Annotated in this window: 25 protein-coding genes; 15 read left to right on the top strand and 10 right to left on the bottom strand. The window is 31.4% G+C overall.

The annotated features are described in order from the left end of the window. Positions 1-52: 52 nt before the first annotated feature. From R4Y45_RS07135 to R4Y45_RS07090, 10 genes are all read left to right on the top strand, one after another. Positions 53-550: a hypothetical protein gene (locus R4Y45_RS07135; RefSeq protein ID WP_339970511.1), complete on the top strand. Its 498-nt coding sequence runs from the start codon at positions 53-55 to the stop codon at positions 548-550. After that, on the top strand, positions 537-1,184 hold the full coding sequence (locus R4Y45_RS07130; protein WP_339970509.1) for a hypothetical protein: 648 nt from the start codon (positions 537-539) through the stop codon (positions 1,182-1,184). The genes R4Y45_RS07135 and R4Y45_RS07130 overlap by 14 nt, the downstream gene beginning before the upstream one ends. 26 nt (positions 1,185-1,210) lie before the next feature. Beyond that, positions 1,211-1,804, top strand: coding sequence for a hypothetical protein (locus R4Y45_RS07125; protein ID WP_339970507.1), 594 nt, complete (start codon positions 1,211-1,213; stop codon positions 1,802-1,804). 20 nt (positions 1,805-1,824) lie between these two features. Next, the gene (locus tag R4Y45_RS07120; RefSeq protein ID WP_339970505.1) at positions 1,825-2,460 is read left to right on the top strand and encodes a hypothetical protein; all 636 of its coding nucleotides are present in this window, start codon (positions 1,825-1,827) and stop codon (positions 2,458-2,460) included. Between the two features lie 5 nt (positions 2,461-2,465). Beyond that, positions 2,466-3,116 (top strand): hypothetical protein, encoded by a 651-nt coding sequence (locus R4Y45_RS07115; RefSeq protein WP_339970503.1) that lies wholly within the window; start codon positions 2,466-2,468, stop codon positions 3,114-3,116. Positions 3,117-3,149: 33 nt separating this feature from the next. Next, positions 3,150-3,758, top strand: a complete 609-nt coding sequence (locus R4Y45_RS07110) for a hypothetical protein (RefSeq protein ID WP_339970501.1) — start codon at positions 3,150-3,152, stop codon at positions 3,756-3,758. Further along, positions 3,758-4,426, top strand: coding sequence for a hypothetical protein (locus R4Y45_RS07105; protein WP_339970499.1), 669 nt, complete (start codon positions 3,758-3,760; stop codon positions 4,424-4,426). Before R4Y45_RS07110 ends, R4Y45_RS07105 begins: the two co-directional genes overlap by 1 nt. 15 nt (positions 4,427-4,441) lie before the next feature. Then, a complete protein-coding gene (locus tag R4Y45_RS07100; protein WP_339970497.1) occupies positions 4,442-5,077 on the top strand; it encodes a hypothetical protein in 636 nt (211 codons plus the stop codon). A 21-nt stretch (positions 5,078-5,098) separates the two neighbouring features. Beyond that, entirely contained in the window at positions 5,099-5,731 is a 633-nt protein-coding gene (locus R4Y45_RS07095; RefSeq protein WP_339970495.1) for a hypothetical protein, read from the top strand. A gap of 291 nt (positions 5,732-6,022) precedes the next feature. Then, a complete protein-coding gene (locus R4Y45_RS07090; RefSeq protein ID WP_339970493.1) occupies positions 6,023-7,123 on the top strand; it encodes an SLC13 family permease in 1,101 nt (366 codons plus the stop codon). Positions 7,124-7,186: 63 nt separating this feature from the next. Here R4Y45_RS07090 and pyrE read toward each other — a convergent pair whose 3' ends face one another. Together pyrE and pyrF are read right to left on the bottom strand one after the other, a co-directional pair. Beyond that, a complete protein-coding gene (gene pyrE, locus R4Y45_RS07085) occupies positions 7,187-7,816 on the bottom strand; it encodes an orotate phosphoribosyltransferase (protein WP_339970491.1) in 630 nt (209 codons plus the stop codon). 2 nt (positions 7,817-7,818) lie between these two features. Then, on the bottom strand, positions 7,819-8,511 hold the full coding sequence (gene pyrF / locus R4Y45_RS07080; protein ID WP_339970489.1) for an orotidine-5'-phosphate decarboxylase: 693 nt from the start codon (positions 8,509-8,511) through the stop codon (positions 7,819-7,821). A 308-nt stretch (positions 8,512-8,819) separates the two neighbouring features. Between pyrF and R4Y45_RS07075 the strand changes: the two genes are divergently transcribed. Next, positions 8,820-10,058: an MFS transporter gene (locus tag R4Y45_RS07075; protein WP_339970486.1), complete on the top strand. Its 1,239-nt coding sequence runs from the start codon at positions 8,820-8,822 to the stop codon at positions 10,056-10,058. Between the two features lie 73 nt (positions 10,059-10,131). On the opposite strand, the gene aroD is transcribed toward R4Y45_RS07075, so the two are convergent. The 3 genes from aroD to R4Y45_RS07060 all read right to left on the bottom strand — a co-directional run bounded on the left by aroD (position 10,132) and on the right by R4Y45_RS07060 (position 13,194). Then, entirely contained in the window at positions 10,132-10,851 is a 720-nt protein-coding gene (aroD, locus tag R4Y45_RS07070) for a type I 3-dehydroquinate dehydratase (RefSeq protein WP_339970484.1), read from the bottom strand. A 21-nt stretch (positions 10,852-10,872) separates the two neighbouring features. Further along, positions 10,873-11,739, bottom strand: coding sequence for a shikimate dehydrogenase (gene aroE, locus R4Y45_RS07065; RefSeq protein ID WP_339970482.1), 867 nt, complete (start codon positions 11,737-11,739; stop codon positions 10,873-10,875). A 357-nt stretch (positions 11,740-12,096) separates the two neighbouring features. After that, entirely contained in the window at positions 12,097-13,194 is a 1,098-nt protein-coding gene (locus tag R4Y45_RS07060; protein WP_339970480.1) for an NADH-dependent flavin oxidoreductase, read from the bottom strand. Positions 13,195-13,443: 249 nt separating this feature from the next. Here R4Y45_RS07060 and R4Y45_RS07055 point away from each other — a divergent pair, with 249 nt between their 5' ends. The 3 genes from R4Y45_RS07055 (at position 13,444) to R4Y45_RS07045 (ending at position 16,711) form a co-directional block, all read left to right on the top strand. Then, on the top strand, positions 13,444-15,081 hold the full coding sequence (locus R4Y45_RS07055) for an ABC transporter ATP-binding protein (protein WP_339970479.1): 1,638 nt from the start codon (positions 13,444-13,446) through the stop codon (positions 15,079-15,081). A gap of 84 nt (positions 15,082-15,165) precedes the next feature. Continuing rightward, positions 15,166-16,293: a nicotinamide-nucleotide adenylyltransferase gene (locus R4Y45_RS07050; protein ID WP_339970478.1), complete on the top strand. Its 1,128-nt coding sequence runs from the start codon at positions 15,166-15,168 to the stop codon at positions 16,291-16,293. Between the two features lie 100 nt (positions 16,294-16,393). Beyond that, positions 16,394-16,711, top strand: a complete 318-nt coding sequence (locus R4Y45_RS07045; protein ID WP_339970477.1) for a hypothetical protein — start codon at positions 16,394-16,396, stop codon at positions 16,709-16,711. A gap of 49 nt (positions 16,712-16,760) precedes the next feature. Here the strand turns inward: R4Y45_RS07045 and R4Y45_RS07040 are convergent, their stop codons facing one another. Then, on the bottom strand, positions 16,761-17,555 hold the full coding sequence (locus R4Y45_RS07040; RefSeq protein WP_339970476.1) for an alpha/beta fold hydrolase: 795 nt from the start codon (positions 17,553-17,555) through the stop codon (positions 16,761-16,763). Between the two features lie 105 nt (positions 17,556-17,660). Here R4Y45_RS07040 and R4Y45_RS07035 point away from each other — a divergent pair, with 105 nt between their 5' ends. Further along, complete coding sequence (locus R4Y45_RS07035) at positions 17,661-18,116, top strand: ASCH domain-containing protein (RefSeq protein ID WP_339970475.1); 456 nt, start codon at positions 17,661-17,663, stop codon at positions 18,114-18,116. Between the two features lie 62 nt (positions 18,117-18,178). Here R4Y45_RS07035 and R4Y45_RS07030 read toward each other — a convergent pair whose 3' ends face one another. Genes R4Y45_RS07030 through R4Y45_RS07015 form a run of 4 tightly spaced genes read right to left on the bottom strand, consistent with a single transcriptional unit; the run spans position 18,179 to position 21,039 of the window. Beyond that, complete coding sequence (locus tag R4Y45_RS07030) at positions 18,179-18,832, bottom strand: ATP-binding cassette domain-containing protein (protein ID WP_339970474.1); 654 nt, start codon at positions 18,830-18,832, stop codon at positions 18,179-18,181. Then, complete coding sequence (locus tag R4Y45_RS07025; protein WP_339970473.1) at positions 18,820-19,575, bottom strand: hypothetical protein; 756 nt, start codon at positions 19,573-19,575, stop codon at positions 18,820-18,822. The genes R4Y45_RS07030 and R4Y45_RS07025 overlap by 13 nt, the downstream gene beginning before the upstream one ends. 2 nt (positions 19,576-19,577) lie before the next feature. Continuing rightward, the gene (locus R4Y45_RS07020) at positions 19,578-20,279 is read right to left on the bottom strand and encodes a hypothetical protein (RefSeq protein WP_339970472.1); all 702 of its coding nucleotides are present in this window, start codon (positions 20,277-20,279) and stop codon (positions 19,578-19,580) included. Further along, complete coding sequence (locus tag R4Y45_RS07015; RefSeq protein WP_339970471.1) at positions 20,266-21,039, bottom strand: hypothetical protein; 774 nt, start codon at positions 21,037-21,039, stop codon at positions 20,266-20,268. The genes R4Y45_RS07020 and R4Y45_RS07015 overlap by 14 nt, the downstream gene beginning before the upstream one ends. Between the last annotated feature and the right edge of the window lie 229 nt (positions 21,040-21,268).

Here is a 21,268-nt window from a genome sequence, read left to right as displayed (position 1 = left end):
CATTTTCGTCGTGCTTTTTGTAGGATTGTCTAGCAATTTAAATATAGGATTTATGCTATTTTTAAGTTTTACATTTTCTCAAACAGTTATTAATTCTTCCCTAGCTACAATGAATTATAATCAGTCAAGAAAGTCCCATGTTCTTTTTGTGATGAGTTATCCTATTATATTTGCTGTTATTATGACTGCGTTGATTAAGTTATATAGTTTAATTTTCCCGGTTTCAATCAGACTATTTCAGCTACATTTATCATTACAGCTGAGTGGTTTGACTATTTTAGCCTTAGCTATTGCAATTACTGTAACAGCCATATTAGCTTTAAGTGGTCTTTGTCCGGAAGCAATGATCTTGACGATTATTTTAGCTTTTTCATATGGTTTATTCATCACACTATTAGTTTCAATCTTTGGAGTAAAAAGCGAATTTATAATTGCAGCATTATTTACAGCTTGGTATTGTACACAACTATTAGTCTTCATTTACTACGCTAGACAAACCAAAAATTACGACACAATATTTAAGGATGAGAAACAGTATGGAAACCATTAAAAACTATTTATTATATAGTTCAAGGCAACTTTTGATTGTAACTATAGCTGTTATGGCTTTATTTCTTGGACCATTTATGTCTTTTTTGTTAAATGAAAATGGTCCCAAAACTATTGAAATGGCATCAGGTATATTCTATTTGATTAGTGGGTTTACTCTCACAAATATAGATTTAGCGATTATGTTTAATTATTCCAGAAGAAAAATCATTAAAGTGCAAACAATTACTGCTATTGTGACAAGTATTTTGGCATTTACGTTAACCATTATATTTTCTCAACTAATTGGCAGACAACTACTTTTATTTCAATATGAAGTTTCAAGTTTACTAGACTACTTTAACTTATTCATTATTATGTTATCGGTATCCTTGATAAGTACCATCACTTTTTTACTATCAAAATTATCAAGCAGCGTGTTAATGGCGTGGATAAAGTTACTCAGTATGATCACAATCATATGGGTTTATTCAATTGTTTTGATGTTGTTCTATCAATATTTTGTATTAAACCAACCCTTGATATTATCGATACTTATGATTTTAATACCCACTATAATTGTCAACACACTCGCTTATCTAGGATTCAAAAAAATAATTTATCGTTCTGATTTATGCAATCGCTTGCAATATTGATTACAAAATAAAAAATGGAGGAGTTAATGAAAAAATTAACAGCTACTTTCAATCGTATGTTCTTTTTGCAACTGGTACCAGCCTATGTGGGTGCCGTTTTGCTTGAAATTGTTATTAGGGTTCTAAACCAGAGTAAATCTGAGACAATTTATCTAGAATTGGGATTCTTTGCGACTATTTTTATCTTGGCACGCCAGTTCGGATTTTTAGTTAATGTCAATACTAAACGCCAAGACTATCCGAAATTGTATCTTGGATACGCTATTGGTTTAGGGGTAATAAACACGATTATCAGTTTAATCGTTTCGACTATTACCCCTTATAAATTATTATTTTTACAACAATATATACTTTTAAATAGTTGGAGCAGCTATCTATTTATTTTCTTATTAACTATAGCGTTGACTCTGGTTATCGCCTTACTCATTATGTTATATCAAGCCAGGTCAGGTATGATTTTTCTCACAGTGATAGCAACAATCATTGTTCATCCAATGTTGTTACCAGAGATTGTCAAATCAGCAGGGTTAGTTGTCGCTGATGTCATCGTTACTGGTTTAATTATGTTATTAATCAGTATGATTAATAACTATAGTCGTCAAGTCGATTTGAAGTCTTAAAGAAAAAGAGGTGATTAATAATGAAAAAAATTTTAACGATTAGTCAACTACCAGCTGTGTCTTTGTTTGGAGGAATAACAGGATTAACAGCTATCGAGTTATTACTACAACAGAGTAATATTGATATAGCGAGTTTGTTTGCAGTAATTATATTTATTAGCTACCCACTACTTGATTTTGCCGTAAGCTGTAATGTGTCACGTCGACAACTGGTAAAGATTTCGGTGAAGTCAGTATTGTTAACGTCTATGACTTTCCTATGTTTAATTATAGTGTATACACTCATTTTTAAATGCCAATTCTTTGTTATGGGATCAAAATTAGTCAGTTTCGCTGATTATTTGTATCTTTATTTGCTAACAGTTACAGCACAGCTGTTGTCATTGGTAATTAGCATGGATAGTCGATTAGGTTATTGGTCAAGAGGACGCCGCAGAGGAATGGTAGCCATCGTAGTAATCTCAATAATCGTAACTATTTTAATTCACAGCTTATTATCAGCCATTTTCGATCCGATTGTATTAGGGATAATAATTAGTTTCCTATTTTTTATTATTATCAGATTCTTAATTCTAAAATTTGCTGAACTTGTTAAAGCAGTTGACTTTACAGCCGATTCACAAGCTAAAGCATGGATTTATAATCAGGAGGAGTAATTAGCATGAAATTTTTAACTTACAGTAAAAACACACTTTTTACAGCAACATATTTAGCCGTTATTTTAGGGATAGTTTGGGCGATTTTTAACTATCTATTCAAATCTAGTATGGGGATAGATGTATTATCAATTGCGTTCACTATTCCAATATTTGGACAAAGCGATTTGAAGAACAGCCAAAAATTAAACTTATCTCGAAATGAGCAATTAACTTACACATTGGGTTCAGGTATTTTGGGTAGCTTGCTATACATAGGATTAATTTATTTAGAATCATTCTTCATGCCAGCCACAATTTCAGGTATTGAAAAATTGAATGCTATTGGATATGGCTATGTATTTGCTGTAATTGCCTTGCTTATGATTTCAGTGAACTTGTTTACATTGAGAATTAATCAAAAAAGACCTAAACGTGATCCGATTGTACCGCAATTTTTCTACTATACATTTGCAATTTTATTTGGTGGTATTGCTTCTTTTGTTTACCGTTTCTTAGCAGGAAACCTAAATAACACCTTACTTTTAGCTGTTATTGGTGTTGGATTTATTGTTGGATTTATTGTTGGATTGGTTGTTGAATATGTGCTGTTAAAGCAATTACTAAACCGTCCAGACGTAGACTGGCAAGCTATTACTAAAGAAGCAGTCGACTAGTGTACCCTCACTAATCTAGAGAGGAAATCAATCATGATTAGACAATTTATTTTAACTATAAACAACGGCAAACTATTTTTAATAAGTACACTTTACTTATTGGCGATAATAGCTATAACAGCTTTACTGAACGTACCCGGTACTATCTATTTTTATTTTCTAGTTATTCCGTATTTAAAAACAATCGATGTTAACTACGCTATTCAACATAATTTTTCTAGAAAATCAATCTGGCAAATGGCTTTGCTTTGGTCAGTTTTACAAGCAGGAATTTTAATACTATTTATTTGGCTACTAGACGTTGTTTTCCATCAACAAGTTAGCCTAATATTTTATGGGTTTGGTAGGGCAGTTATTAATTATGTCTTAATTTTAATTACAGCAATCTTTGCTTTTTTAAGTGGTGTTACAATTCAACTTGCAATTTATAGATCTACTCATAAATATGGCGTCTATTTTCTATTTTGGTTTATTTACTCTATTATCATTATACCTATGATTAGTTTTTTCTGGCTAAATAATATTTTTATTTACGTACCACTGTTCTTAATAGTAATAGAAACTATTGTTCTATGGAAATGGTTCAAATCTACCGATTTTATTAGTCCATTTGATTTGAAGCAACAATTGAGGAATAATTAATGAAACAAATTAATAAATTTTTAGCCATTTCAAGAAATCAATTATGGCTATCGTTATTTATCGTGGGTGTTATGATCTTAATTTCAGCTAAGAGCTATTACTTCAAACAAGATATAACGGTCAATATGCTGCCAGTCTTTTTTGGAGCAATCATAACCATGACATCATTAGATATCAATTTTGCTATGCAACTCAATTTATCTAAGAAAAAATTAACGTCTTTCATTATGGTACTTTCAATTTTACAGTCTTTAATGGTTATATCTGCACTAATGTTTATTAACATTATCTTTCATTTCAAAATATCAGCGATGTATTTTGATGTTTTCACGTTATCAGACTATTTCTTTTTATTTTGTTTACTGACAAGTTTATATAATTGGTTTACATTATTTATGCTAATCATCAATCAAACTTTAGATGTTACACGCTATTTTAAATTGTTTAGCCTATGGCTTGTTGAAATCATAGTTGTTGTTCTGATTGCTAGTTTGTATAACTCAATAGCTTATCAAATAAAGTTAAATAGCATAATTCTTGATTTGATAGTAGGTGTTCTTTTTATCTTGGTCCTATCTTTTGAGACTTATTATTTATATAACAATTTAAAAGCTTTAGAAGGAAGTAAACGGATTGAATTAAGCGATTCTTTACGGGTCAATAAATAAGGAAGGAGGAATATTTTGAAAAGATTAATACCCATAGGTATTAACCATTTATGTCAAGTACTCGGAATTTCGGTCATTTTAACATTAATAACGGGCTACGCCGAAATAGCTAGACCATCTAGTTCTGCTGATACAGATATAGTCTTGATTATACTGATAGGTGCATTTAATCTACCTAATGTAGATTTACCACTTCAATATGGGATAACACGACAGAGTATTTTTAAATATCTTGGAATTATGTTGATTATAAGTAGTCTGATTTATGTGATAACAATTTGGGGAATAACCGCTATTTTTAATCTACCAGTAACCTTAGCAACTTATCCTCTTGAACTATCAATAGTCAACCTGATTTTGGTCACTTTAGCCTTTTTTACAGCCATGCTTTTTATGATGTGCTTTTATTATGGACAATATATATTTCATAAACTTCCTAATTCTATTGCTAATTTTATTAATGTTATAATCATATTGCTCGCTGCAATAATAGTTGTAATAAGCGTTTCTACTATGAATACTTATTACCTTTCTTCTGGTTTGATTAGTAGCATATTAGCATTACTAGCCGTTATTGAACTAGTGCTATTATACTTTTTAGTCAAAAACGTCGACATTACCGTAGCTATGCGAAGATATGGTAAGAAATAATAAAAAGAAAAGAGGAAGACTTTGAAAAGATTAATTCCGATAGGTATTAGGCAACTTGGTATTACTTTACTTAATTCGTCGTGGCTTTTATTTTGGTTTACTATAATGAATGTTGGCTTAATAGGAGGATCTGATATCTATCTGATGATAGCTATACTATCTTTTTTCGTGCCAAATGTTGATTTTCCTATGCAGCATAACTTTACTCGAAAGACTTTTTTTAAGTATTTACTGATTATTGCTAGCATTAACAGTTTAATTTATTTAGGGTTAATACTGATTATAAATTTACTGAACGGCAATACACTATCCTTACTGACATTGACAATGAGAAATACAATATCAGACTATAGCCAAATTTTAGTTATTCTATTCTGTGCAATACTATTTTCAAATATTTATGTTTACTTTCAGTATTATTTAAAAAATACTTCCCGATTTGTGACAATGCTGGTTAATATGACGATAATATTGGTCATTTTAGTTGCTTTGCCAGCTATTATTATCATTACTCATATAGTAGGAATCAGCAATTTAATGACTATTAGTATTTACTGTTTAATAGCTGTTATCGAAATAATAGTACTCCATTATCTTGTCAAATATGCTGAAATTACAATTTCTGCCACATATAAAGCTCGTCGAGGAAAATAAGCAAATAAAAAACGCCTAGGAGGGGTAAGTCCTAGACGTTTTTTATTTATATCAACTTAAAAAGTTGATGAACTTGTTCATATCTACTTGGAGGAGTAAGAATGAAAAGAAAGTTAACTACACTTGTAGTAGTCCAGCCGGGGGATTGGGGATTCCCTTCATCGACTGTACCCATACTATAATCCTCAAATGTGAATATTTTGTGACAAAGAGTTTATGATTTCTCAAAGATAGTTAAGAAAGTTAAAAGCGATTAAAATATGAGATAATACAATAAAAAAGGAGTTTATAATGATCCAAATTCTAAAAGCATTAAAGAAAGATTATTTGATGTGGGGATCAGTAGTGTTGGCTGGTTTAACCAGTTTTGTCAGCTCCCCCAGAGTGTCTGATATTAATTGGCACACCATAGGTTCATTGACTATGCTAATGCTAGTGATTGCCGGATGTACTCAGTTTGGTATTTTAAAGAACATTAGTCAGTTTTTGATTAATATTACCAAAAATCAGCAACAGCTCATGCAAATCATGGTGGGTTTTTCATTCTTTAGTTCAATGTTATTGACTAACGATGTTGCCATTCTAACACTTGTTCCGCTTTATTTAACTATTGCCAAAAGGCAAAACCTATCAGTAATTATGCCTGTAGTGCTATTAACTATCGCTGCTAACTTAGGGAGTGCTGTGACACCCTTTGGAAACCCACAGAATATTTATCTAGTCGCTAATTATCACTTATCTTTACTATCTTTTTTCCAGTCGACCTGGATCTTATCAGTCACAAGTTTTATACTACTTACACTTAGTACGTTCTTTTTCAAAAGAAAACCACTCACCAAAACCAATTATACCTATCAATCAATTGCTAAAAAGAGCCAGCTTATTTTAGTTTTTAGCTTCATCATAGCATTGCTAGGATTACTTAATTTAGTTAATTTATGGCTAGCCTTTATTATCGTACTTGGTAGCAGTTTAAGTCTGAAATGGCAGGTTATACTTGATATTGATTATGGACTATTACTAACGTTTATTGGTTTTTTTATCATTATTGGTAATTTTGGTCGATTAGCTATTGTCCACGAATTGGTTACTCAATTAACAACAACGACTTGGCAGACTTATCTTACGACAATTATTAGCAGTCAATTTATTAGTAATTTTCCAGCTGCTATTTTGTTATCACAATTTACATCTAATGGACCAATCTTATTGCTAGGATCGAATATTGGTGGGTCAGGGACACTAGTTGCTTCTTTAGCTAATATTTTAGCTTTTAAACAATTTTCTAAAGAGTATAGTCAACAAAAAGGTAAATTCTTAGTCGTATTTACATTGATTAATCTACTTTTATTATTAATCTTAACACCTATTATTTGGTTACTTAGTCAATAAAAAAGCCTTAACAGCAGTTGTTAAGACTTTTTTATAAAAGTATAAGACTATAATGTTATATTTTTATTTCACAGTGTGATGCCAATCTTTAATAGCTAGATATTGGGCTTTTGAAATGAGCTGGTTTTCTTCAGCTGCTTTAATTAAAGAGGTGTAGCTGGTGACAGAATAAAATTTTGTGCCATATTTTTCGAAATTTTCTGAACTAATAGAGAGTTCGTAGTCAAAAATCGAAACAATTCCTGTAACCGTTGCATCAGCTGCTTTGACAACATCAGCTGCTTTTAACACACTTTGACCAGTTGAAATGAGATCATCAATCATAACAACTTCTGCATTTTTGGGTAATTCACCTTCAATTTGTTGGCTAGTACCATGGTCTTTTGGTTTTGGACGAACATAAATCATCGGTAATTCTAAAAGATGAGCAACTAATGCCGCATGAGGAATCCCAGCTGTTGCAACACCAGCAATCACAGTCGCATTAGGGAACTGTTCTTTAATTAAATTCGCTAATTGTTGAGCAACAAGACCACGCATTTTAGGATAGGAAACAATTTTTCTATTATCTGTGTAAATAGGAGCTTTGATACCACTAGCCCAAGTAAATGGGTTATCTGGCGAAATTTTAACAGCTTTAATATTTAGTAAATCTAAGGCGATAGTTTCAGCAATATTTTTGTTTGTAATCATGATTATGCTCCTAGTTCTCTTTTAATTAGTTGATAAGTTTCAAATGGTTCAGCAGATTGAGTAATTGAACGGCCAATAACCAAGTAGTCGCTCCCCAAGGCTTGTGCTTCTAACGGAGTTGTAATTCTCACTTGATCATCTTGTGCAGTATTTTTTAAACGAATGCCTGGTGTGACAGATAGACAGTCTTTTGAAACCTTGGCTTTAATAGTGGGGGTTTCTTGAGCAGATGAAACGACGCCATCAGCACCTGAGCGAAAAGCCATTTCTGCTAAATGCACAACATTTTCACGCAGTGGTGCATTAACTAATTGTTCTGATTTGAGTTGTTCTGATGAAGTAGAAGTGAGTTGTGTTACGGCAAGTAAGTGTGTTTTTCTGCCTAAACCATTGCGAGCCGATTCAACCATCTTAGATCCACCTAGTGCATGGATAGTCACAAATTGCACATCTAGTACTTGAATTTGTTTCATCGCTTGTTCAACTGTATGTGGAATATCATGCAATTTTAAATCTAAAAAGATTTCAAAACCTTTTTGTCGTAATTGTCTAACTAAGTCAGCTCCTTCTTTATAAAACAGCTCCATACCTATTTTTAAAATCGGTAAATCTTCGGGGTGAGCCTCAAAAGGTCGCAAGAAGTCGAGTGCCTGCGATTGATTTTGAAAGTCCATAGCAATCATAATTTTTGTCATCATCAAATTCTCCTCATAAAAAAACACTTGTTTAAACTAAACAAGTGAACAATTGAGCAGAAAGATACCGTTCTTATAGATACAACTATACTGCAGGTATCCTCAATAATTAAGTTAAGTTCACTTGTGTGCTTCTCTGAACACATTTAAAGCAAGAATTTAAGATTTGTTGTGTCTTAGTTTACGTTTTACCTTAAAAAAAGTCAACTCTAAATAAAAAGTTGCACTTGTTTAATTATTGTGGCAGAATACTAGACAATGTATAAAATAAAGAGCACCCGTGAGTGTTCATTTTGGAGGAACTGAATATGCAACAATTAACTCATGCAGACAGTAAGCAAAAAATGTCTGTCAATCAAAAACGTACTTTACTGTCAACGGCACTTGGTTTCGCACTGGAAAATATGGATGTGATGTTTTTATCATTTTCATTATCATCAATTATTGCTGAATTCCATATATCTGGTGGACAGGCCGGATTAATTTCATCCGTTACCAACCTAGGTATGTTATTAGGCGGTGTGGTGTTTGGAATTATTGGTGATCGCATTGGCCGCGTTAAGACGTTTACATATACCATCTTCATCTTTGCCTTTGCAACTGCAGGGATTTGCTTTGCGCAAGATTTAACGTTAATTTATATTTTGAGATTTATTGCAGGAATTGGTGCTGGCGGTGAATACGGTGTCGGAATCGCCTTGATTTCAGAGAATTTCAACAAAAATCAAGTGGGTCGTATGAGTTCAATTGCTGCAATTAGTGGTCAAATCGGATCTGTTTTAGCTGCTATTTTGGCCGCAATTATTATCCCAACATTAGGTTGGAATGTCTTATTTGCTTTTGGATTATTACCTATCGTCCAAGTTTTCTTTATTCGTCGGCATCTAAAAGAAAGCGATGCTTTTTTACAAAGTCAACAACAGCAAAAAAATAAAAAACTATCTATTGCTAAAAGTTTTGGATTGTTATTTAAAGACATGAAAACAGCTTACCAAACTGTTGCTTTGACTTTTATGGTCATTGTTCAAATATCAGGCTACTTTGGTCTGATGAACTGGCTGCCTTCCATTGTTCAAAAACAACAACAGTTGAATGTCTCAGGTTCATCAGTTTGGATGATTTCAACGATTATTGGGATGAGCCTAGGAATGGTTACCTTTGGATCAATTCTTGATAAGTTGGGACCTCGCAAAGCTTTCGGATTGTTCTTGATTGCTTCGGCCTTATCTGTCTATGGCATTTTACTAGCTAAATCGGCCTTAGCATTAATTATTGCCGGAGCTGTTATTGGTTTTTGTTCAAACGGTATGTTTGGTGGTTATGGTGCTGTAATTAGCTTACTTTATCCAACTGAGATTCGATCTACTGCAAATAATGTGATTGTGAATGTTGGGCGTGCTATTGGTGGATTTTCGTCAGTTGTCATTGGTTTGATTATGGACCATTACTCCGTTTTTATGGTAATGGCTAGTCTATCAGTAATGTACTTACTAAGTTTTATAGTGATGTTAAGTATTCCGAGCTTCAAAAAACTACATCTAAATTAAATAAAAACCGCTGCTATTAGGTTAGTAGCGGTTTTTATTTAATATATAATGTTATAAAATTATATATTAATAATTAATTCAGTTCTTCAATAATATTTCGAGCTTGATCAATCTGTAACTGACCGGGAGCTGAAGCAGATTGTTCATCTAAAGCTGCAAAAGTCAAAAATGAATGGGTTAGTTCAGGAGTTACTCTTGTCACTTTCCCAAGATTTCCCATAGCCATCGTAACTAATTTGGGAGCTATTTTTTGACTAATATCACAAGAAAATGTCATTAATCGTAAAACATCACTAGCATTATGTGGCATAACCGCTAATTTAGCAATATCTGGTTTAACCTCTAGCATACGACTAATTTTGTGATACAGTTCATCATTTGTAGGAGTACAGCCAAAATTATGATAACTGGTAATAACTTTAATTTTATTATGCTGTGCTCTCTTTATAATAGGTAGAATCTCGTTTTTATTTATTCTAACTTCAATATCTAAAAATGAAATTACTGGATTTTGACAAAGAGCTAGCAATAATTCAATATACAGTTTATCTGATATTTCTAAATTACCACCCTCTGTAGCTGTTCTAAATGTAGCTAATAAAGGTAAGGAAGTATGTCCTTTGATCAATTGAATAAACTTTACCAATTGATTTTCATTTGGTAAGGACTCTAAAGTATCTATTCGCCATTCAATCAAATCTGGTTTATTACTTTGAACTAATAAAAGCTGCTGTTTTAATTCAGCCCAGTTTCTTCCTATTATAGGGGCAACGATTTTAACTTTATCTTTCATTGATTAACCTCAATTTCATCCTTAAAATAGCGTTTGTTTAATAAACCCAACCGGCATCTCTTCGCCAGTCCAAAGTTTAAACGCTGCTGCTCCTTGCTCAATCATCATTCCTAAGCCATTGTAGACTTCTTTAACACCTGCTTTTTTAGCAACTGTCATTAGTTTGGTTTCTCTAGGTGAGTAAACAACATCATAAACCACCATATCTGAATGAAAATAACTCGCATGATTAATTAAACTCTGATCTTGAAGCGGGGACATTCCGACACTTGTTGCATCACAATAAATATCACAACTAGCTAAAGCCTCTTTAAAAGCTGTCTGATTATTTAAGTCTTCACCAGTAGCATTACTATTAGTTCGTTCATTAATAATCGCAACATTGCGTGCAACATTTTTAAAATGAGGCCCTTGTTCATTAAAAATCTTGATTTCTTTTGCTCCTGCCATTGCACACTGAATAGCAATAGGGGTCCCTGCCCCTCCAGCACCAGCAATAACAATCGACTGGTTCTTGATGGGGTGTCCTTTTTTCTGTAAATCTGTCACAAAACCAACACCATCTGTGGTATAACCCTTCAAATAGCCATCGTTATTCACAACTGTATTGACAGCTTGATTAAGTTCAGCCGATATATCTAATTCGTCTAAGTAAGGAATAATTTTTTGTTTATTTGGCATTGAAACATTTACACCAATCATATCTAGCACCCTAATTGAGTTAACAGCTTGTTCTAGATCATCATTTCCAACTTCAAAAGCTAGATAAACATTATTTAACCCTAATTTTTCAAAGGCTGCATTATGCATTGCAGGAGACATCGAATGTCTAATAGGAGTTGCCATGACTCCTAGTAATCTTGTATGGCCATCAATCATTTGTTTCATTATACTTACTCTCCTTATATCTATTAATACAATAAAAAAACTCTGATTAGAATTCATCTAACCAGAGTATCGGAATCGATATTATCACTAGCTAGTTAGATTATTTGCATATCTAACTAGCTGACTTCTTTGTATTATCAAACTACTATTAGATATGAACGTATATTTTGATACGTCCATATCTTTTTTATCAATATGTCCGTATCCATCAAAAATAATAGTAGTAATAAAAGTTTGTTGTCACGACGGGTGACTTAGAAGTCTCAATCATAATACTTATTCCTCCGTTTTATTTGTTATAAGCATTTAAACATATTTTTGATTAAAAAACAAATGCTTTAATTAATTTTGTGCTAATTAAGATTTAACATCAAACCATCCAGGAGCTGATTGAATTTCATGCCAAAGTTTATCTGGCAATCTTAAATCAGATAAATCATTTGGATTGATTGTTAAATTAACTTGATAGCGATTATCTTGTATTGTTTGTTGAATCCAATTTGGATCGGTTACAAACGCATGTCCAATAGCTGGAATAGCTCCTGACTTCCAAATATTTTCAGCACTGTCAATAGTCGAGATTTGACCAGCAACCAACAACTTAATACGGTTATCAATATGATGCGTTAGTAAATTTAAATAACTATCATGATAATCTCGAGATTTTGATTCTAGTGCATTAACCAAAGAAGCGTGCACATAATCAATATCAAGATTAATTAATTCATCAATTAAAGCATAATTATCTTCCAAAGTTAAACCATCTTCATAATGTTCTTCCGGTGAAAAACGATAGCCAAGTATAAATTCTTTACTAGCATATTGAGCAATAACACGTTGAACTTCTTTAACTACTTCAAGAGGAAATCTCATTCTATTTTCTAAAGTGCCACCCCACTGATCAGTACGATGATTGAAATGAGTAGACATAAAGTTTTGAAGTAAGAAGCCATGAGCACCATGCAATTCTATTCCATCAAATCCAGCCTCAATAGCTCTTTTAGTTGCCTTTCCAAAATCTTTTATAACTTCATTGATTTCATCTTCACTTAAGGCACGTGGGATTGGTGCTTCTGGGTTACGTGAAACTGCTATATTACTTGCACTTACTAAATCTTCTACTTGAGGTAATGCTTTGTTCCCAGCATGGTTAATTTGAATAATCGCTTTAGCACCATGTTTTTTTACTGTGGTAGCTAGCTGAGTTAATCCTGGTAGAAATTCATCATCGTCAATACTATATTCGTTAGTAAATCCAATTCCATTTGGTTGAATATGAGCACATCCTGTGATAATCATACCTGGTCCATAACTTCTTTTATCATAATAATTGAGTTCTTGATCAGCAACTGTGTAATCATCATTAGATGACCAAGTTGTCATAGGTGCCATGACTAATTTGTTTTTTAAATGAACACCTTTTTTAAATTCAAAATCTTTTAATACATCTAACATCTTCAAACTCCTCTAATTTTTTTGTTTCAAAAGTTGTATCATCATACTACACAACTTACTTTTTAAAAGCAAGTGGGATTTTACAATTATTTTTATATAAAACAAAATTCAAGCAAAATTTTAATTCTTGGAGTGTCAATTTCCGGAAGTAAACATTAATAACATTATATTAACTTATCATTAAATTGTTAATTTTATCTTAATGTTATATAATGACGGAAACTTACTAAACTATTTGGAGGAAATAAAATGAAACTAACTTATGAACTAAAAGATTCGAATACCGATCACCAGGTTAAAATTAATTTGAAATGGATTTTGGAAACTCTCCCGACTCCTTTAATTGTTGCAATTATTATTTTAGGAATTACAAGTTCCTTTGAAGCGATTTTAAATGGTTATATTATGGGACAAATTATCAAAGTAAATCTATCTGACTTAGGAAGTGTCACTAGATTTATTCTGCAGGCATTTATTGCGTATCTAATTACCTACTTATCCGCATACAGCTTTTTGATGTTAAAAAACCAAGCGATTAAAATCTTAAATGTTAAATTAAAACAAACTTTCTTTAAAAATGCTTTTAATGGTGATCAAGATGAATCTGATATTACCAACTCAATAACAACCATTTCAAAGCAAATTGAACAAAGTTACTTCAATTCAATTTTTATGCTAATTCAAACAGGACTAACAATTATTTCGACTACTATTTTTATTTTGGGAACGCACTTTTTATTGGGAAGCATTTATATCGTGCTATCCTTCCTATCACTAATTCCAAGTTACTTAGGACGCAAGAAATTAGATGTCAAGGTCAAAGAATGGAGCACATCAAATTCAGAACTATTAAACAATACTTCTGATACATTCAGAGGACGTACTGAAATTCGTAACTTTGATGTTAAATCCCTTTTTTTCTCCAAAATTAATCGACTACTTAATAAAGAGGAGCTCAACTATCGTAATCTTTCTAATTACCAAACAACACTAATGTTATATGCTTGGGGATTTGCTATATTAACTTACTTGGGACCTATTGCTATTGGCTTATACTTAGCACAATTTAGTTCTTTAGGAATTACGACCAGCATTATCGTTTCATTAATTTTAACGGCTGATTCAGTTGTTGGTAATATGAGAAGTTTAACGAGTCTTCAAAATGCTGTTGCTGGAACAAACGGAATTCGAACTATCGCAAAATCACAGCAACCCAAAATCATTAAAGATCATAGCGAAAATAGTACAGCTGGCTTAGTTATTAAAAATCTACAAGTTAATCGAGGTCCAAAAGTTATACTAGACAACATTAATTTAACCTTAACTGAACAAGAAAAAGCTTTGATTACGGGTCCTTCAGGTGTAGGTAAATCTACTTTACTTTCAGCAATCTCAGGTCAAGTGAATAAGGCTAATGGTAATGTTTATTTTAACCAATCTATTGTTGATAACTCTGATTATGTCTATATTTCACAAGATATTTGGTTATTTGATGGCACACTTCGTGATAATTTAACACTCTTTGAAAACTATTCTGATGAAGTATTGACTGAGGTTATACAAAAAGTTGGCCTTTTAGAAGAATTAGGTGACCATGCTTTAGATATGGAAATTAAAAATAAAGGCGAAAACGTTTCTGGGGGACAAGCCCAACGAATTGCGATTGCTAGAGGACTACTCAGAGATAAAAAATTATTTATTTTAGATGAAATCACATCCAGTTTAGATGTTAAAAATGCTAAAAAAATCCATGACTTAATCTATCAATTACCAGTAACTGTTATTGAATCTGCTCATAATTATGACGATGAACAACTTGAACAATATGCGATTAAAAAACTAGTTTTATCATCTAATGGATTAAATCCCGTTACAACTTCTGCATAATAATAGGTAAATATTTGATTTTTGTTAGCCATTTCTTTTATACTTTTTAGTATATTGTTAAAAACTTAAGAGGAGTCAATTTAAATGACAAAAGAGTTAGCGATTACTAAAACAAATAATTTAATTAGAGGATCAAAAGTAGGGATTTATTTTGGAACCTTTGCACCACTTCACTCAGGTCATCAACAAGAAATCTACAAAGCAGCTGCTTTAAACGATGGCGTTGTCGTCATTGTTTCCGGATATACTGGTGATCGAGGCGATAATATTGACTTGGGTTTACAAAAGCGTTTTCGTTATTTAAGAGAAGCTTTTGCTGATGAACCCACTATTCGAGTTACTTATATTGATGAAACTAACATTCCTCGTTACCCAAATGGATGGGAAGCTTGGGCTAGTGAATTAGTTAGTGCTGTGAATGAGTCTGTTATTGCCGAAGATAACCAACAATTTACAGCTTATGTTGGAGAAGCTGACTATGTTGAACCTTTACAAAAACTAACTCCTGATTCTTGGTCAGTTGAAATGGCTAATCGTCAAAATATACCAATTTCAGCTACCAAAATAAGAGAAAATCCAACCAAATATTGGTCTCAAATTAATCGTGTTTTCAGACGTCATTTTACTAAAAAAGTATTAGTTGCAGGTAGTGCTTCGACTGGTAAATCAACCTTAGTTCGACGTCTTGCTCGATCAATTAATGCTCCTTTTAGTGAAGAATATGCAAGAACTTATGCGGAACAATCTAATATTGTTGATTCAGAACTTACCGTGAGTGACTATTTCCGCATCATTCAAGGACAATATGATGCTAATAGTGACGAAATTAAATCTCATGGAAATAATGGGATTGTTTTCCTTGATACAGATGCTATTGTAACTCGAGTATACGCCAAACTTTATTTAACAAAAGAGCAACAAGACCAACTGGAACCCGTATTCCAAGATACCATCAGAAATGAAAAAATTGATTTGATTCTAGTCATTCCTCCTATTACTACTTATGTTAATGACAACTTTCGTAATATGGATTGGGAAGAATCACGCCAAGAATTTCATGATGAACTTATGAGACAATTAGAAGAATTCAACTTGATGCATAAAGTTGTTGTTTTGGATGATATGGGGAATAATCAAGGGTTTTATGATCGCTACCAACATGCACTAGCCACTGTTCATGAAAAAACTGGCGTCGAAATGCCACAACTTTAAAAAGTTTTCCTATATATTTAGGTCAGTTCTAATTTTTTGCTTTCAGTCTTTTTTATGGTTTACTTAGTACAGATTTTATATTTAAAGGAGGAGTCTTTCTATGGATTTTATTGAAAAAACACAAATTTTTATCAAACAGCACTATTCAAATCAGCCTAGTAAGGTTAAAAAGCCTATTTATAATCAAATTAAGGTGAAAAAATATCATAAATATCCTAAATCTAGAGCCAAAAATAAAAGCATTTCTGACTATGAACTCGGCTATACTTATGCTCATTCTGATTTAAAAAAGATGAAACAATTTAGAACATTTTCTAAAAACTCAGTACATTTAGTTAAAACAATGACTCAAGGTAAAGCTGTTGAAATTTCTCAATTTATCAAAGGTTATACCGATGCGAAACAGAATGTTAAGTAAAAATACTTTACCTTAAAAGGTAAAGTATTTTTATTATGAGGAATTTTATTTATATCCTATTCTCTATAAATTTTTGAAAATATTGTATGACTTTATTTGGCTGATCAATCAATAAATTATGACCACTATTATGTATAACTTGATAGTCTAATAGCTTATTATTAGCTAACTTATACTGGTCTTTTATACCAACAATATTGTCATATTCACCCACTAACAGATAACCCTTTAAATATGATTGCTTATTCAATAAGTCATTTTCAAACGACAGCGTATAATCCGCATCTTTCAAAGTTAACCAAAAGTTTGATATTCCTTTTTCTAAAGCTGGAACTATCATTTTTTGATAATTTTTCCAAGTTACTGAATTAATGACAACATTCATAGATAGGTAATCTTCAAAGTAGTCGATATTTTCAAAAGGAACCACTCGTTCCAAAATTTGATTATAATGATTTTCTGTTTGGCGTTTATTAGATTCTGCCTTAACCACTGGTCCAGTAAAAAATACGCTCTGAACTTGTTGAGGTAATTTCCACGCTATTCCCTGACATAAATATGCTCCGTAAGAATAGCCACATAACTTGAATGGAGACCCTTTCGAGTCTTTCTCTACGTATTTAATTAGCTCATTTAAAACATCATCTGAATTTTTAATAGTTGATTTAAGTGACGAATCTCCCATTCCTGGAATATCAATATAAACTCTTCTATGACAACCATATTCTATTTTTTTAGATTCATAAAATTCTATCATACTGGTGGAGTTTAATCCGTTTCCGTGAACAAAGTATATTGGGATACCTTGTCCAAATTCTTGTGAATATATTTGATTACTTGCCATACAACTCCTCTTAAAAAACAATTTCGCGATTACCACATATTATGATAGCATGATTACTGTAATATAAGTAAAATAATATTTTTTTAATAAAGAAAGTGGTTTATTATGCAAGCAACCTTATTTTTCGAACAAGCAAAAAAAGAATTACATCTCCCACAAGATACAAAATTAACTAGTGCTTATCAATTTGGGGGAGACCCAGACAAATTAGCTAAATTAGTTTTGCATCGTATTAAAACTGCCACTTCTAGTGCCTTTGATTTATATGAAGGCGAAGAAACAGATCCTATTCCAAAAGCTGGAGGATATGATGTGATTTTGGACAGTCAAAATAATCCTATTTGTGTCACAATTACAGACTATGTCAAAGTCATACCATTTAAAAATGTTGATAGTTACCATGCTTATCGTGAAGGTGAAGGAGATAAGTCATTAAATTATTGGAACAAGATTCATCGAGATTTCTTTGAAAAAGAATTTCAAGAAGAAGGAAAAATCTTTAATCCCTTAACATCAAACGTTGTAATTGAAGAATTTCATATTATTTATCCCAAGAAATAGCTATTATTTCAGATATAATATTATGATTTTATAATATTATATCAATATAAAAAGCATACGATTTAATCGTATGCTTTTTTCTGTTTAATTAGTTGATTATTTTTAACTCGATAAACAGTGTGACATAATTGTTGAATGTCTTCTTTATTATGACTAGCAATAAAAATGGTTTTTCCTTGTTCAGCTAATTTTTTAAAGAGAATTCTCATCAATAAAACACTTTCTTCATCCAATGCGTTCATAGGTTCATCAAGTAGGATGATTTTTTGGTGCTCCATAATAGCCTGAGCAATACCTAATTTCTTCTTCATTCCTAATGAATAATACTTCACCTTTTTATACCGAGCATCATCTAAGCCAACTTGTTTTAAAGTTACTTTGATCTGTTCATTGTTAATTTGATTAGTAATTGCTGCTAATAATTTTAAATTTTCAAATCCTGTTAAATTATCAATGAATGGCGGATTTTCAATTAAAATTCCCATATTATCTGGAAAAGAGTTTGTTTTGGTAATATTATGACCATTTATCATAATTTCACCTGTCGATGGCCTTTCTAGTCCTGCCATTAGTTTAAATAATACACTTTTTCCTGATCCATTTTGACCCGTTATTCCAATAATTTGTCCGCCATTAAACGATAAAGAAATCTCATTAAAAATGACTTGTTGTTTAAATTTTTTACCCAATTGATTAAACTTAACTACTTCTTCCATCTTTTTGTCCCCCTTGTTAAAATTAAACTTATTACACTATAAACTATAATATTTTGACTAACCAAATAACCTATCGATATATTTAAATTTATTTGATTATCTGAAATAACGGTTGTTCTAGCCAATTGAATTAATCCGGTATTAATCCACAGGATAGTCTGATTACCTACTGTAAGATTGATTACAATATAAATAATAAGAAATGTTAAAGCAGCACCGTCATCTTTTAAAATAATTTGAATAATTATGTACATTAAAGCTAATGTAAGACAAGACAAAATACTCATTAAGTAAAAGTAGAGTGTTAATGTGGAAAATAATATCGATTGCAATTCAATTAATTCATTATTATGAAATATAACAAGATAGCTACCTATAACAATTAAATATAATAGCCAATAAATCACTGATAAAATTAAAGCAAATACCAATCTAGCATTAAAATAACCAAAATAGTTTTTTAATCGTGATAAAACTAAAAACACATACGCTGTTCGATTAAAACTTATAATTTTCGTAAATAAATAACAAAAACCTAAATAGCTCATCAACACACGTATAATATCATCAAATTTTAAAGCTTCAAAAGACAACCCCTGCATTAGTATTTGATATGTTGCAGATAAATCCGACTGATATTTAAAATCAACGGAAGCGACTATCGCTAAAAATATCAAAAATATCATTGAAAGATTTTTTAGTGTAAAAAAATGACGAAAAAATAACCTCTGCATACCAACCATAATTACCTCCCCAATCTCACTTTTTGATAACCAACATAAACAAGTACTTCAATACAACTAATTAATCCGATGAAATAAAGAAGACTAGCTATTGTAAATTGAAATAATGAGGTTGAATAGTTAGAAGACGACAAAATCATATAATTAATAGGAAGATAATCATGCAAGAAAAAAGATGGATTCATATAGGTAAAATAATTACAAAAAATGATTGATATCATAACAACTATCGCTACTATTTTTTGTTTGAAAATTAACTGTGATAATTGCATGACTACACCCATTACTACCAAAAATAAACTCATTGCTGTTAAATGAACCCAAAATGCAACGTCAATTACAGGCTGGCCTTTTAAATAATTAATTACTAGTATAGGAAAATAGCTAAATACTACAAAAATAATAGTTAACTTTAGCAAATCGTAAGTATCTCTCCCAAATAATCGTATCCTTGTTTGCTGACGAATAATTACAATGCTGGATTTTTCTTTAATTGTAAATGACAGTACGACAAGATAAGAAAGTGGTAACCCGATTACTGAAAAAGTTAAGGAATCACTCACAGTTTCTAACCAAGTTACAAATATTTGCTCATTGATATTCATTTCAAACTGATAATAAACAAGACCAATAAACCCATACACCAGCAACAAACATAATCCGATTACTTTTATCCGATAATAAACTTGATTACTCACTGACATATTGAGAATCCCTCACAACAAAAATATAATAGCCAATTCCTATTACAAAAAAGATTGCTAGTGCCAAATATAAGCTATGAGAAAGTTCGGTTGCTTTAGTTGCCCAACTTGGATATAACAGATTACTAGGTGTAAATTGATAAAGTCCCACTAAAACAAAGAAAAAATTAGGTAATGTATAAATTAAAAACGGCATAATAAGTGCTGCATATTTTTTATTTGTAATCAATGCAACTAACAGACTAATATTAGCTAAAATAAAACCCACAACCATACTATTGATAATCATAACGATTGCATATAACAATTGATTTTGATTGGCAATAATCGAAAATGGTCCGTAAATTGGTAAGTCTACTTGTGAAAGATCAGGGTAAATTAACCAATTAATCAGTAATAAGCCTATAAGTGGCAGGCCTAAAACTAGAGCACCGGTTATCCCAACACTCATTGTCTTAGTAAGAAAATACCTTCTTTTTCCTAGTCTGACTAATATGGCCGATAACATATTATTATCCGTTTCTTTAGTAAAGGCTTTAAATACTGTAATAGCTACAATTAACGGTGCTATCAAGATAAACATAGAATTAGAGGAATAGCCAAATCCAACTAAAAATAATGACATACCTTTATACATTGAAATCGCTAATGGGTTTCCCTTTGTACTAATAATAATTGATCCAGCAGCTATTATTAATGATAGTAGGAAAAACCATGATTTCAAATTAGCTTTTAAATCTCTTTCAATATAACCCAACATTTGTAAATCCCCCTTTAATATAACCAAGTTTATCCTAGCATATGAAATATGTTATCACTTTGAAAACACTTAATCTTTAGGGTTTTTTAAAGTAGATAAAGATTTTCTTTATTTTATAGTTTTATTCATCTATAAATTTATAAAATTATAGATGAATAAATTCAAGAGTTACTAGACTTGTTTTGAAAATAAAAATGGTATACTAGTTAAGTTGTTATCCCAAAAGTTT

Origin of the sequence: Holzapfeliella saturejae, from assembly GCF_037546065.1 — a bacterium.
Classification (GTDB): Bacteria; Bacillota; Bacilli; order Lactobacillales; family Lactobacillaceae; genus Holzapfeliella; species Holzapfeliella saturejae.
This window is presented reverse-complemented; position numbering and strand designations above follow the sequence as displayed.

Bases quoted from the DNA above. Each gene is read 5' to 3' on its own strand.
- R4Y45_RS07135 (WP_339970511.1), top strand. From the start codon at position 53: ATGCTATTTTTAAGTTTTACATTTTCTCAAACAGTTATTAATTCTTCC.
- R4Y45_RS07130 (WP_339970509.1), top strand. From the start codon at position 537: ATGGAAACCATTAAAAACTATTTATTATATAGTTCAAGGCAACTTTTG.
- R4Y45_RS07125 (WP_339970507.1), top strand. From the start codon at position 1,211: ATGAAAAAATTAACAGCTACTTTCAATCGTATGTTCTTTTTGCAACTG.
- R4Y45_RS07120 (WP_339970505.1), top strand. From the start codon at position 1,825: ATGAAAAAAATTTTAACGATTAGTCAACTACCAGCTGTGTCTTTGTTT.
- R4Y45_RS07115 (WP_339970503.1), top strand. From the start codon at position 2,466: ATGAAATTTTTAACTTACAGTAAAAACACACTTTTTACAGCAACATAT.
- R4Y45_RS07110 (WP_339970501.1), top strand. From the start codon at position 3,150: ATGATTAGACAATTTATTTTAACTATAAACAACGGCAAACTATTTTTA.
- R4Y45_RS07105 (WP_339970499.1), top strand. From the start codon at position 3,758: ATGAAACAAATTAATAAATTTTTAGCCATTTCAAGAAATCAATTATGG.
- R4Y45_RS07090 (WP_339970493.1), top strand. From the start codon at position 6,023: ATGATCCAAATTCTAAAAGCATTAAAGAAAGATTATTTGATGTGGGGA.
- pyrE (WP_339970491.1), bottom strand. From the start codon at position 7,816: ATGATTACAAACAAAAATATTGCTGAAACTATCGCCTTAGATTTACTA.
- pyrF (WP_339970489.1), bottom strand. From the start codon at position 8,511: ATGACAAAAATTATGATTGCTATGGACTTTCAAAATCAATCGCAGGCA.
- R4Y45_RS07075 (WP_339970486.1), top strand. From the start codon at position 8,820: ATGCAACAATTAACTCATGCAGACAGTAAGCAAAAAATGTCTGTCAAT.
- aroD (WP_339970484.1), bottom strand. From the start codon at position 10,851: ATGAAAGATAAAGTTAAAATCGTTGCCCCTATAATAGGAAGAAACTGG.
- aroE (WP_339970482.1), bottom strand. From the start codon at position 11,739: ATGAAACAAATGATTGATGGCCATACAAGATTACTAGGAGTCATGGCA.
- R4Y45_RS07060 (WP_339970480.1), bottom strand. From the start codon at position 13,194: ATGTTAGATGTATTAAAAGATTTTGAATTTAAAAAAGGTGTTCATTTA.
- R4Y45_RS07055 (WP_339970479.1), top strand. From the start codon at position 13,444: ATGAAACTAACTTATGAACTAAAAGATTCGAATACCGATCACCAGGTT.
- R4Y45_RS07050 (WP_339970478.1), top strand. From the start codon at position 15,166: ATGACAAAAGAGTTAGCGATTACTAAAACAAATAATTTAATTAGAGGA.
- R4Y45_RS07045 (WP_339970477.1), top strand. From the start codon at position 16,394: ATGGATTTTATTGAAAAAACACAAATTTTTATCAAACAGCACTATTCA.
- R4Y45_RS07040 (WP_339970476.1), bottom strand. From the start codon at position 17,555: ATGGCAAGTAATCAAATATATTCACAAGAATTTGGACAAGGTATCCCA.
- R4Y45_RS07035 (WP_339970475.1), top strand. From the start codon at position 17,661: ATGCAAGCAACCTTATTTTTCGAACAAGCAAAAAAAGAATTACATCTC.
- R4Y45_RS07030 (WP_339970474.1), bottom strand. From the start codon at position 18,832: ATGGAAGAAGTAGTTAAGTTTAATCAATTGGGTAAAAAATTTAAACAA.
- R4Y45_RS07025 (WP_339970473.1), bottom strand. From the start codon at position 19,575: ATGGTTGGTATGCAGAGGTTATTTTTTCGTCATTTTTTTACACTAAAA.
- R4Y45_RS07020 (WP_339970472.1), bottom strand. From the start codon at position 20,279: ATGTCAGTGAGTAATCAAGTTTATTATCGGATAAAAGTAATCGGATTA.
- R4Y45_RS07015 (WP_339970471.1), bottom strand. From the start codon at position 21,039: ATGTTGGGTTATATTGAAAGAGATTTAAAAGCTAATTTGAAATCATGG.